Here is a 12,378-nt window from a genome sequence, read left to right as displayed (position 1 = left end):
GGGGCGGCGCCCTATTGACGAACTCTCTAACAACTGCCAGATTCGCCGGATGACGTTGCTGACGGGTGCGCGGGAGCGCAGGGTGCGGACCGGCGAAGTCGAGCTGTGCGTGGCCGAGATGGGGGATCCCGGGCGGCCCACGGTCGTCCTGGTGCACGGCTACCCGGACAGCAAGGAGGTGTGGTCCGAGGTCGCCGAGCGCCTCGCCGGGCACTTCCATGTGGTGGCGTACGACGTCCGCGGCCATGGCCGGTCGACGGCGCCGCGGCCGCTGCGGGGCGGGTTCACGCTGGAGAAGCTGACGGACGACTTCCTGGCCGTCGCCGACGCGGTGAGCCCTGGCGAGCCGGTGCACCTGGTCGGGCACGACTGGGGCTCGGTGCAGGCCTGGGAGTTCACCACCGTCCGGCGCACCGAGGGACGCATCGCCTCCTTCACCTCGATGTCCGGGCCGTCCCTCGACCACTTCGGCCACTGGATCGCCAAGCGGGTGCAACGGCCCACCCCGCGCCGGGTCGGACAGCTTCTCGGGCAGGGCGCCCGGTCCTGGTACGTGTACCTGCTGCACACGCCCGTCCTGCCCGAGCTGGCCTGGCGCGGCCCGCTCGGCAAGCGCTGGCCGCGGGTGCTGGAGCGCGTCGAGAAGGTGCCCCGGGGCGACTACCCCACCGCGTCCCTGCCGTCGGACGCGGCTCACGGGGCCTGGCTGTACCGGGACAACGTCCGGCCCCGGCTGCGCACGCCACGCCCGGACGCGCACGCCCACGCGCCCGTGCAGATCATCACGCCCCTGGAGGACCGGTTCCTCTCGGAGCGGCTCCACGAAGAACTCGAGCAGTGGGTGCCGCGGCTGACCCGCAGGACGGTCCAGGCGGGGCACTGGATCCCGCGGACCCGCCCGGACCTGCTGGCCTCGTGGATCGAGGAGTTCGTGACCTCCGTCGAGAGCGGGCGGTCTCCGCTGGCGGCGACCGGTGAGCACGCCGAGCGGTTCGGCGGCCAGCTCGTGCTGGTCACCGGGGCGGGCAGCGGCATCGGGCGAGCTACGGCGCTCGCGTTCGCCGAGGCCGGCGCCCGGGTGGTGGCCGTCGACCGGAACGCGGAGGCCGCGGCCCGCACCGCCGAGTCCTCCCGTCTGCTGGGCGCCCCCGACGCCTGGGCGGAGACGGCCGACGTCTCCGACGAAGCGGCCATGGAGAAGCTCGCCGACAAGGTCACCACGGAGTACGGAGTGGTGGACATCCTCGTGAACAACGCCGGGATCGGGCTGTCCGGCTCCTTCTTCGACACCACACCGGAGGACTGGAAGAAGGTCCTCGACGTCAACCTCTGGGGGGTCATCCACGGTTGCCGGCTCTTCGGCGGGCGGATGGCCGAGCGCGGGCAGGGCGGCCACATCGTCAACGTGGCATCGGCCGCGGCGTACCAGCCGTCCCGGGCGCTGCCCGCGTACAGCACCTCCAAGGCGGCCGTGCTGATGCTGAGCGAGTGCCTGCGGGCGGAGCTCGCCGGGCAGGGGATCGGCGTGACCGCTGTCTGCCCCGGCATCGTGAACACCGCGATCACGTCGACTGCCCACTTCGCCGGGGTCGACGAGCTGGAGGAGAAGCGGCTGCAGAAGCGCACCGCCCGTCTGTACGGCCTGCGGAACTATCCGCCGGAGAAGGTCGCCCGTGCGATCCTTCGGGCGGTGACGCGCGACGAGGCGGTGGTCCCGGTGACTCCGGAGGCGCGGGGTGCTCGCTGGCTGTCGCGGTGGGCGCCGGGGGCGCTGCGACGCCTGGCGCGGGTGAAGCCGCCGGTGTGAGGCCGAGGGCCCAAAACCCCTTCAGCGGGCGTTAGTTGTCCACAGAACTGCCAATTCCCCTGTGGATAACCGCACTTGGCTGTGGACCAAACCTGGGAAGGGAAACTCGATCGCGTGATTCCCGTCTCTCCCGCACCCTGGTGGGATGGACGAGAGACGCACCGTGAAGGTGTCGAAGTACCTGTCGAAGCATCTGCGCCATCAGCCGGAGCGCATCGGGCTCACGCTCGACGAGGCCGGCTGGGTCGAGATCGACACACTGATCGCCGCGGCCACCGCACACGGCTTCCGCTTCACCCGCGACGAGCTGGACCAGGTCGTCGCCACCAACGACAAGAGGCGTTTCGCCGTCGAAGGCACCCGGATCCGTGCCAGCCAGGGTCACAGCGTGGAGGTCGACCTCGGTCTGGCGTCGGCCATCCCGCCCGCGTACCTCTATCACGGCACCGTCGCCCGCAGCCTGGACGCGATCCGTGCCGAGGGGCTCCGTCCGATGAACCGGCATGCCGTGCACCTCTCACCCGACCGGGAGACGGCGACCCGAGTCGGCGCCCGCCGGGGCCGGCCGGTCGTCCTGGCGGTGGACGCGGGCGCCATGCACCGCGACGGCCATGTCTTCCACGTCAGCGCGAACGGGGTGTGGCTGACCGAGGCCGTCCCGGCACGGTATCTGCGCTTCCCCGGACCGCACTGACCTGCCGCATCCGGGCCACCGCGCCAAGATGACGGTGTCGGCCCGGCCTCGCACTGCTCCCGTGTTCACCCGGGCGCGCACGGTGACTGTTTCACGTGAAACACGGGTCACCATCGGCGCTCCCTTACGCTCGATGCCATGAGTCTGCGTCTGAGCACCGTGATCCTCCCGTACCGCCGCTGGCACGAAGGTGGCCGTTCGGCCTGGACACGTGCTGAGCAGCTCGGCTTCCACACCGCGTACACCTACGACCACCTGTCCTGGCGCACGTTCCGGGACGGCCCGTGGTTCGGCGCCGTACCGACCCTCACGGCCGCCGCGAGCGTGACCGACCGGCTGCGGCTCGGCACCCTGGTGACCTCGCCGAACTTTCGGCACCCCGTGACCCTCGCCAAGGAGCTGATCTCCCTCGACGACATCTCCGGCGGGCGGGTGACGCTGGGCATCGGCGCGGGCGGCTCCGGCTTCGACGCCACCGCGCTCGGCCAGGAACCGTGGACGCCGCGCGAGCGTGCCGACCGCTTCGCCGAGTTCGTCCCGCTGCTGGACCGGCTGCTCAGCGAGGACGCCGTGTCGTACGAGGGTGACTTCTACTCCGCCCACGAGGCGCGGAACATTCCCGGCTGTGTGCAGCGCCCCAGGCTGCCCTTCGCGGTGGCGGCCACCGGGCCGCGCGGGATGCGGCTAGCCGCCCGGTTCGGGCAGGCGTGGGTGACCACCGGCGACCCAAAGCTGTACGAGAACGGCACGCCTGAACAGTCGATTCAGGCCATTCGCGGGCAGGCGGAGCGGCTCGACGACATCTACGCCGAGGTCGGCCGGGACATGACCGATCTCGACCGGATCCTGCTCACCGGATTCACGCCGGACCGTGTCGCCCCGCTCCAGTCCCTGAACGCGTTCGTGGACTTCGCCGGACGGCATGTGGAGCTGGGCTTCACGGAGATCGTGATCCACTGGCCGATCCCCGACTCGCCGTTCGCGGCCGACGAGAAGGTCTTCGAGCAGATCGCCATGGAGGCGCCGGCGCAGCTGCGCTGAGCGTCGGCTGATGCACCGGGGGCCTCTGGCGAGGGGCGCCTGGCGAAGGACCACTGGCGAAGGGCTCCTGGTGAGGGCGGTATCCACTCACCTGTGCGGAGCCCCGCACGGCCGTGCAGGCATGTGCGGGACAATGGCCGGGTGACCTCAGCGACCCGACAGCCCGAGACCGCGGCCGAGACCCTCCCGCCGCGGCTGATCGCCACCGACCTCGACGGCACCCTGCTGCGCGACGACAAGTCGGTGTCCCCCCGCACGGTCGCCGCGCTGGCCGCCGCCGAGGAGGCGGGCATCGAGGTCTTCTTCGTCACGGGCCGCCCGGCCCGCTGGATGGACGTCGTCAGCGACCACGTGCACGGCCACGGCCTGGCGATCTGCGGCAACGGCGCCGCCGTGGTCGACCTGCACGGCGGCCCCGGCGCCCACCGGTTCGTAAAGGTGCGGGAGCTGGCCCGGGAGAACGCCCTGGACGCCGTACGGCTGCTGCGCGACGCGGCGCCGGGCACGGTGTACGCGGTGGAGCAGACGTACGGCTTCTACCAGGAGCCGGCGTACCCGAAGCTGCATATGGAGATACCGGACAGCCTCGCCCCGGCCGAGGAGCTGCTGGGCCCGGACCACCCGGCCGCCGCGGAGCCGGTGCTGAAGATCCTCGCCTACCACCCCGAGATCGACCCCGACGCCTTTCTGACCCTGGCCCGCCTCGCCATCGGCGACCGTGCCAACGTCACCCGCTCCAGCCCCAGCGCCCTGCTCGAGATCAGCGGCCCCGGGGTGTCCAAGGCCAGCACCCTCGCCCTGTGCTGTGCCGAGCGCGGCATCTCGCACGAGCAGGTCGTGGCCTTCGGTGACATGCCGAACGACGTGGAGATGCTGACCTGGGCGGGCCGGTCGTACGCGATGGGCAACGCGCACCCGGACGTGCTCGCCGCCGCCTCGGGCCGGACGGTCGCGAACAACGACGACGGAGTGGCGGTCGTGATCGAGGAATTGCTGACGGAACTGCCGTAGCCGCCGTGGGCCGGGGTGTCTCAGAGGGACACCCCGCGCGCCGACAGCCACGACACCGGGTTCACCGCCGAACCCGACTCCGGTGTGACCCGGGCCTCGAAGTGCAGGTGCGGCCCGGTGGAGTTGCCCGTGGTGCCCGACTGGCCGATCCACTGCCCGGGGCTGACGTGCTCCCCTTGGTCGACCGCGAGGGAAGCGAGATGGGCGTACTGCGTGTAGTAGCCGCCCGCGTGCTTGAGCACGATCTCCATGCCGAAGGGACCACCGCAGGCCACCTTCACGACCCGGCCCGCACCCACCGCCCGCACCGGAGTGCCGATCGGAACGGCGAAGTCCTGCCCGGTGTGCCGGTTCGACCACCGCGCACCGCCGCTGCCGTAGGACGCCGACAGCTCGTACGTCTCGACCGGCGCGACCCAGTCGCCGTCGGTGAAGCCCGTCTCCGGCTGATCCAGCCGGACGGCCCCGCGGCACGCCCCGGCGGCGACCGCGGCGTCCGCCTGCCCCTGGAGATCCGAGCGGGCCGTCTCCAGTTTCTGCTCGATGTCCGCCTTCAGGCCGGCGAGTTGGGTGTTGCGCTTCTCCAGCGCCTGCCACTGGGCCGCTGCCCTGGCCTCGTCCGCCGCGAGCCGGGCCTCGGCCCGCTTGTTCTTGGAGATCGCGTTGTTCACGGCGAGATCCGCCTGCGAGAAGGCGTGCTGACCTCGCATCAGGCCCTCGGGGCTGTCGGCCAGGATCATGTGGGCGGCCACCGGCAGACCACCACTGCTGCGGTACTGCGCCCGAGCGATCCGGCCCAGATCCTCGTGCAGGAGGGCGATGTGTTGCCGCTGCGTGTCCAGGAGGGCCTCCGCACGCTGGGCTTCGGCCCGCTGGTCCTCGGCCTCCTTGCGGCCGGCCTCGTACTGCTGTGTCGCCACCGCGGCCTCCTCGTACAGCCGCACGACCTCGGCGCTGAGGCCGGCGGCCGGGCCGGTGCCGGTTCCGGTGTCGCTCCCGGGATCCTTGCCGGCCGCCGTCGGCCGGGCCCCGAGCACGGCCAGCGCGCACAGGAGGACCGGAACGAGCAGCCGATGACGACGATATGAGCGCATGTCAGCGATCGTCGCCCAGCACGGCCGCCCCGGTCCTGTTCACGTCGTACGGCTGGGGGACCGGCTGCGCCGAACGGCCCAGTGCGCGCCGCTTCCGGCCGCCGGCCGAGGGCGCCGAGGTCGCGGGTCCTACCTCGCCCCCACCAGCGACTCCGACGCCGCCTCCCGTTCAGCCATCCCCCGCAGCGGCCCGTCCGCCGACAACAACTCGGCGTACGGTCCGCGTTGCACCACCCGTCCCTCGTCCAGCACGATCACCTCGTCGACCGCTTCGAGGCCCGCCAGCCGGTGCGTTATGAGCAGCGTCGTCCGGCCGGCGGTGGCGGCCAGGAGATCGGCGGTGAGCGCATCGGCGGTCGGCAGGTCGAGGTGCTCGGCGGGCTCGTCCAGCACCAGCACGGGGAAGTCGGCGAGGAGTGCCCGGGCCAACGCCAGCCGCTGCCGCTGCCCTCCCGACAGCCGCGCCCCGTGCTCGCCGACGAGCGTGTCGAGCCCGTCGGGCAGGCTGTCGGCCCAGTCCAGCAGCCGGGCGCGGCCGAGTGCGGCGCGCAACTGCTCCTCGGTGGCGTCCTTCCTGGCGAGCAGCAGGTTCTCACGCAGCGAGCTGTCGAAGAGGTGCGCGTCCTGCGCACACAGCCCGACGAGCCCCCGTACGTCGTCGCTGCGCAGCCCGTACGCGTCCACGCCCGCCAGCGTGTACGAGCCCGCCCGCGCGTCCAGGAACCGCAGAAGCACCTGCGCCAGCGTGGTCTTGCCGGAGCCGGAGGGACCGACCACGGCGATCCGGCGGCCCTCCTCGAGGGTCAGGTCCAGTCCGGCGAGGGCGTCCCGGTCCTGCCCGGCGTGCCGTGCGGTCAGCCCCGCGACGACGAGTGGAAACGGCGACGCGGGCGCCTGCCGGGGCCGCTCCGGCTCCCGCACGGGCTCCGGGGCGTCCAGCACCTCGTACACCCGCTCCGCGCTCCGGCGCACGCGCTGCCGGTACTGCACGGCGAGCGGCAACCCGAGCACGGCCTCGAACGCGGCGAGCGGGGTGAGGACGACGACGGCCATGGTCACGCCGTCGAGCCGCCCGGCAGCGACCGCCTGCGCGCCGACCAGCGCGGCGGCCGTGACGGTCAGTCCGGAGATCAGCGCGGTGAGGCCGTCGCCGAGGGCCGTGGCGGTAGCGGCGCGTGAGGCGATCCGGGTGAGCACCCCGTCGGCCTCGCGCGCCTGGGCGGTCCGCGCGGGCAGCGCACCGGCGACGGTCAGCTCCGCGGTGCCGGTGAGCAGGTCGGCCACCCGTGACGCGAGCACGCCGCGGGCGGGCGCCAGCCTGTGCTCGGCCCGCCGGGCCACCGCGCCGGTGAGCAGCGGCACGCCGATCCCCGCCGCCAGGAGCCCGGCCGCCAGCACCGCCCCGGCCTCGGGCAGCAGCCATGCCGTGAAACCGACCGACGCGGCCGACACGACGACGGCCGCCCCGGCCGGCAGCAGCCACCGCAGCCAGTAGTCCTGCAACGCGTCCACGTCCGCCACCAGCCGGGAGAGCAGATCACCCCGGCGGACCCGGCGCAGCCCGGCCGGTGCCAGTCGCTCCAGCCTGCGGAACACCGCGACCCGGGTGTCCGCCAGCATCCGCAGCACGGCGTCGTGCGACACCAGCCGCTCGGCGTACCGGAAGACGGCGCGCCCGATCCCGAACGCCCGCGTCGCGGTGACGGCCATCATCAGATACAGCACGGGCGGCTGCTGCGAGGCCCGCGAGATGAGCCACCCTGAGGTGGCCATGAGCCCCACGGCACTGGCCAGCGCGAGGCTCCCGAGCAGCAGCGCGAGCCCCAGGCGTCCGCGCCGGGCGCCCGACAGGGCGCGGACACGTGCGAGGACGTCGCCTGAAGTGGGCTCCTCGACGGACTCGGCCGGGGTGGGCAGCCCGACCTCGTCGGCCCGCGTTCCGGTCCCCCGGGCCACGGCGGAGGCCACCGGCGAGGCAGCGCCGGTCTCGGGCTCCCCGAGCCGCACCACCCGGTCCACGACCTCCAGCAGCGCCGGCCGGTGCACCACCAGCAGCACCGTCCGGCCTGCCGCGAGGCGCCGCACCGCGGCCACGACCTCGGCCTCGGTGGCCCCGTCCAGCGCCGCCGTCGGTTCGTCGAGCAGCAGCACGGGCCGGTCCGCGAGGAACGCCCTGGCCAGCGCGAGCCGCTGCCGCTGCCCGGCGGACAGGCCTGCGCCGTCCTCCCCGAGCACGGTGTCGACACCCTCGGGCAGCGCGTCGACGAACTCCAGGGCCCCGGCGTCCCGCAGAGCCCGCCGTACGGCGCCGTCGTCGGCGCCGGGCCGCGCCAGCCGGACGTTCTCGGCGATGGTCCCGGCGTACAGGTGCGGGCGCTGCGGCACCCATGCGATGCGGGAGCGCCACTGCTGAAGGTCGGCATCGGCGAGATCGACCTCCCCGACCCGCACCCGTCCCTCGGCCGGTCGTACGAACCCCAGCAGGACGCTCAGCAGCGTCGACTTGCCGGCGCCGCTCGGGCCCACCAGCGCGACCGTCTCCCCGGGCTCGACACCGAAGGTCACGTTCGAGACGGCGTCCGCCGCCCGCCCCTGATACCGGACGCTCACGCCCTCGAACGACAGCGCACCCCCCGGCACGGCTGCGGAGCCGGACGCCGGGACGGGCGTCTCCAGGACCTCGAAGATCTCCTCGGCGGCGGCGAGCCCTTCCGCCGCCGCGTGGTACTGCGCTCCGACCTGCCGCAACGGCAGATACGCCTCGGGCGCTAGGACCAGGATGACGAGGCCGATGTACAGGTCCATCTCGCCGTGCACCAGCCGCATGCCGATGGTGACGGCGACCAGTGCCACCGAGATCGTCGCGAGCAGTTCCAGGGCGAAGGAGGAGATGAACGCGATCCGCAGCGTCCGCATGGTCGCCTGCCGGTACTCGCCGGTGATACGCCGGATGGACTCGGCCTGCGCCTTGGCCCGACCGAAGACCTTCAGCGTCGGCAGCCCGGCGACGACGTCCAGGAAGTGTCCGGACAGCCGCGACAGCAGCCGCCACTGACGGTCCATCCGGGACTGGGTCGCCCAGCCGATCAGCACCATGAAGACCGGGATGAGCGGCAGGGTGCCCACGATGATGGCTGCCGAGACCCAGTCCTCGGTGACGATCCGCGCCAGTACCGCCACGGGCACGACCACCGCGAGACCCAACTGCGGCAGATACCGCGAGAAGTAGTCGTCGAGGGCGTCGACGCCCCGGGTGGCCAGGGCGACCAGCGAACCGGTCCGCTGCCCGCTCAGCCAGTCCGGCCCCAGTTCGGCGGAACGCTCCAGCAGCCGTCCTCGCAGCTCGGATTTCACAGCCGCGCTCGCCCGGTGCGCGGCGAGCTCGGTGAGCCAGCCGACCAGCGCCCGCCCGACCGCGACGGCGGCCAACAGCAGCAGGGGAGCGCCGAGGTCGGACACCGCCATGCGGTGCTGGAACGCACCGACCACCACCTCGGCGATGAGCATCGCCTGCGCGATGACCAGCCCCGCCCCCACGGCCCCCAGGGCCACGACCGCCACCAGGAAGAACCGGGTGGCACGGGCGTACCGGAGCAGACGCGGATCGATTGGTTTCACGTGAAACACACCTCAGTGCACGGTCTCGGCGATGTGCTGCGTACCGATCCGCTTGCGGAAGACCCAGTACGTCCAGCCCTGGTAGAGCAGGACGACCGGGGTGGCGATCCCGGCACACCAGGTCATGATCTTCAGCGTGTACGGGCTGGACGAGGCGTTGGTGACCGTCAGGCTCCAGTCCGGATTCAGCGTCGACGGCATGACGTTCGGGAAGAGCGTCAGGAAGAGCATCGCCACCGTGGCCACGATGGTGAGTCCCGACAGGGCGAAGGCCCAGCCCTCACGCCCGGCCCGTGCCGCGACCAAGGCCACGAGGAGCGATGCCACGGCCGCGACCATCGCCACGAGCGACGCACCGTCGCCCCGGTCGGACTGCGTCCACAGCAGGAAGGCGAGCGCCAGCAGGGCGGTCACCAGTCCGACGCGCAGCGCCAGCTTCCGCGCCCGCTCCCGGATCTCTCCGACGGTCTTGAGTCCGACGAACACCGTCCCGTGGAAGGTGAACAGCGACAGCGTGACCAGGCCGCCGAGCAGTGCGTACGGGTTGAGCAGATCCAGGACGCCGCCGGCGTAATTGAAGTCCTGGTCGATCTTCACGCCCCGCACGATGTTGGCGAAGGCCACTCCCCACAGGAACGCCGGCAGCAGTGAGGCCCAGAAGACCGCCGTCTCCCAGTTGCGCTGCCAGTTCTCCTCGGGCCGCTTCACCCGGTACTCGAAGGCCACGCCCCGGACGATCAGGCAGACCAGGATGAGCAGCAGAGGCAGGTAGAAGCCGGAGAAGAGGGTCGCGTACCACTCGGGGAAGGCGGCGAAGGTCGCGCCGCCCGCCGAGAGCAGCCACACCTCGTTGCCGTCCCAGACGGGCCCGATGGTGTTGATCAGTACCCGCTTCTCGGGCCGGTTGCGGGCGAGCAGCTTCGTGAGCACACCGACCCCGAAGTCGAAGCCCTCCAGGAAGAAGTAGCCGGTCCACAGGACGGCGATCAGGACGAACCAGACGTCGTGCAGTTCCATGACTGTGCAGCTCCCTCGGCCTAGTACGAGAAGGCCATCGGCTTGTCGGCGTCACGGGAGTCGCCGCCGATCTTCGTGGGCGGGTTGAGGTCTGCCTCGGTGAGCTCCGGCGGGCCTGCCTTGACGTACTTGACCAGCAGCTTGACCTCGATGACGGCGAGGATCGCGTACAGCGTGGTGAAGACGACCATCGAGGTGATGACCTCGGCCGTGGAGACACCGGGGGAGACCGCGTCGCGTGTCTGGAAGAGGCCGTAGACGACCCACGGCTGGCGGCCCATCTCGGTGAAGATCCACCCCCAGGAGCTGGCGATCAGCGGGAAGCCCAGGGTGAGGATCGCGATGCGCCAGTACCACTTGGTGAGGGTCGGGCCGAGCGCCTTCTTCGGCAGCAGCACCAGATGCGGCACTTCGTCGTCACCCACCCGCAGGTGCTGCGGCAGCATGAACTTCTTGCGGGTCAGCCAGAGCCCGGCCAGGCCGATGGCGAACGACGTCATGCCGAAGCCGATCATCCACCGGAAGCCCCAGTACGCCACGGGGATGTTGGGCCGGTAGTCGCCAGGGCCGTACTTCTCCTGCTCGGCCTTGTTGACGTCGTTGATGCCGGGCACGTACGAGGTGAAGTCGTCCTTCGCGAGGAAGGACAGCAGGCCGGGAATCTCGATGGCGACCTTGTTGTGCCCCTTGTCGACGTCGCCGACGGCGAAGACCGAGAAGGGCGCAGGCTTCTCGCCGTCCCACAGCGCCTCGGCCGCGGCCATCTTCATCGGCTGCTGCTGGTACATGATCTTGCCGAGCACGTCGCCGCTGATCGCGGTGAGAAGGCCGCCTATCACGACGGTGACGAGGCCCAGCCGCAGCGAGGTCTTCATCACGGGGACGTGCTTGTTACGGACCAGGTGGAAGGCGGCGATGCCGACCATGAAGGCGCCACCGGTCAGGAAGGCCGCGGTGAGCGTGTGGAAGACCTGGGCGAGCGCGGTGTTCTGGGTGAGCACCAGCCAGAAGTCGGTGAGCTCGGCCCGGCCCTTCGCCTCATTGATCCTGTAGCCCACCGGGTGCTGCATCCAGGAGTTGGCCGCGAGGATGAAGTAGGCCGACAGGATCGTGCCGATCGAGACCATCCATATACAGGCCAGATGGATCTTCTTCGGCAGCTTGTCCCAACCGAAGATCCACAGGCCGATGAAGGTCGACTCGAAGAAGAAGGCGATCAGAGCCTCGAAGGCCAGCGGCGCACCGAAGACGTCACCGACGAAGCGCGAGTAGTCGGACCAGTTCATGCCGAACTGGAACTCCTGCACGATGCCGGTGACCACGCCCATCGCGATGTTGATCAGGAAGAGCTTGCCCCAGAACTTCGTCGCCTGGAGGTACTTCTCCTTCTCCGTCCGCACCCAGGCCGTCTGCAGACCGGCCGTGAGCGCGGCCAGCGAGATCGTCAGGGGAACGAACAGAAAGTGGTAGACGGTGGTGATGCCGAACTGCCATCGCGCCAGGGTCTCCGGCGCCAAAGCCAGGTCCACGTCGCCGCTCCTTACCTACGCTTGTGAAAGCGTTCACATTCACAAGCCATTATGCAGCACGGACTTTCGAGCCCTGGAGGGGACCCCCTGTCTCCCCGGTCACAGTCGACCTCTTGGCACGAACTTCAACATATTGTTGAATCGACGGCATGCAGGCACCGACATCGATACAGATACGGATCTCCTGGCCCGCGGGCCATCTCGACGCGTCCCTCGACGACACCCCGACCAGTCAGGCCCTGCTCAAGGTGCTGCCCCTCGTATCCAGCGCCCGCACCTGGGGTGAGGAGGTGTACTTCGACACGGGGGTGTCGGTTTCACGTGAAACAGGCGCCCGGGAGGTGGTCGAGCCGGGCACCGTCGCCTTCTGGACCGACGGCGACGCCCTCGCTCTCCCCTACGGGCCCACGCCGATCTCTCGGGTCGGCGAGTGCCGCCTCGCCGGTCCGTGCAATGTCCTGGGCCGCCTGGACGGCGACCCCGGTCTGCTCGCGACCGTCCGGGACGGTGACCCCGTACGCGTGGAACTCCTGGACGCCTGACCTGGCCCGCGGGGCCCCTTCAGCT

The 12,378-nt window shown here is 71.1% G+C and carries 9 protein-coding genes; 5 read left to right on the top strand and 4 right to left on the bottom strand.

Annotation, left to right across the window (positions count from 1 at the left end; translation table 11 throughout):
* Window positions 1–49 precede the first annotated feature (49 nt).
* The 4 genes from BJ965_RS19280 to BJ965_RS19265 all read left to right on the top strand — a co-directional run bounded on the left by BJ965_RS19280 (window position 50) and on the right by BJ965_RS19265 (window position 4,553).
* Window positions 50–1,807, top strand: coding sequence for an SDR family oxidoreductase (locus BJ965_RS19280; RefSeq protein WP_184909796.1), 1,758 nt, complete (start codon window positions 50–52; stop codon window positions 1,805–1,807).
* 145 nt (window positions 1,808–1,952) lie between these two features.
* Complete coding sequence (locus BJ965_RS19275; protein WP_184909795.1) at window positions 1,953–2,501, top strand: RNA 2'-phosphotransferase; 549 nt, start codon at window positions 1,953–1,955, stop codon at window positions 2,499–2,501.
* Between the two features lie 138 nt (window positions 2,502–2,639).
* Window positions 2,640–3,542 carry an LLM class flavin-dependent oxidoreductase gene (locus BJ965_RS19270; protein WP_184909794.1) on the top strand — a complete coding sequence of 301 codons (903 nt, stop codon included), beginning with the start codon at window positions 2,640–2,642 and terminating at the stop codon, window positions 3,540–3,542.
* A gap of 141 nt (window positions 3,543–3,683) precedes the next feature.
* The gene (locus BJ965_RS19265) at window positions 3,684–4,553 is read left to right on the top strand and encodes an HAD-IIB family hydrolase (RefSeq protein ID WP_313666958.1); all 870 of its coding nucleotides are present in this window, start codon (window positions 3,684–3,686) and stop codon (window positions 4,551–4,553) included.
* Between the two features lie 20 nt (window positions 4,554–4,573).
* Here the strand turns inward: BJ965_RS19265 and BJ965_RS19260 are convergent, their stop codons facing one another.
* The 4 genes from BJ965_RS19260 to BJ965_RS19245 all read right to left on the bottom strand — a co-directional run bounded on the left by BJ965_RS19260 (window position 4,574) and on the right by BJ965_RS19245 (window position 11,811).
* On the bottom strand, window positions 4,574–5,647 hold the full coding sequence (locus BJ965_RS19260; RefSeq protein WP_184909792.1) for a M23 family metallopeptidase: 1,074 nt from the start codon (window positions 5,645–5,647) through the stop codon (window positions 4,574–4,576).
* 129 nt (window positions 5,648–5,776) lie between these two features.
* Window positions 5,777–9,265 carry a thiol reductant ABC exporter subunit CydD gene (gene cydD / locus BJ965_RS19255; RefSeq protein ID WP_184909791.1) on the bottom strand — a complete coding sequence of 1,163 codons (3,489 nt, stop codon included), beginning with the start codon at window positions 9,263–9,265 and terminating at the stop codon, window positions 5,777–5,779.
* A 12-nt stretch (window positions 9,266–9,277) separates the two neighbouring features.
* Complete coding sequence (gene cydB / locus BJ965_RS19250; RefSeq protein ID WP_184909790.1) at window positions 9,278–10,282, bottom strand: cytochrome d ubiquinol oxidase subunit II; 1,005 nt, start codon at window positions 10,280–10,282, stop codon at window positions 9,278–9,280.
* A 20-nt stretch (window positions 10,283–10,302) separates the two neighbouring features.
* Window positions 10,303–11,811, bottom strand: coding sequence for a cytochrome ubiquinol oxidase subunit I (locus BJ965_RS19245; protein WP_184909789.1), 1,509 nt, complete (start codon window positions 11,809–11,811; stop codon window positions 10,303–10,305).
* Between the two features lie 149 nt (window positions 11,812–11,960).
* Between BJ965_RS19245 and BJ965_RS19240 the strand changes: the two genes are divergently transcribed.
* Window positions 11,961–12,353, top strand: coding sequence for a cyclophilin-like fold protein (locus BJ965_RS19240; RefSeq protein WP_184909788.1), 393 nt, complete (start codon window positions 11,961–11,963; stop codon window positions 12,351–12,353).
* Window positions 12,354–12,378 lie beyond the last annotated feature (25 nt).

This window comes from Streptomyces luteogriseus, assembly GCF_014205055.1.
GTDB classification, from domain to species: Bacteria; Actinomycetota; Actinomycetes; order Streptomycetales; family Streptomycetaceae; genus Streptomyces; species Streptomyces luteogriseus.
This window is presented reverse-complemented; position numbering and strand designations above follow the sequence as displayed.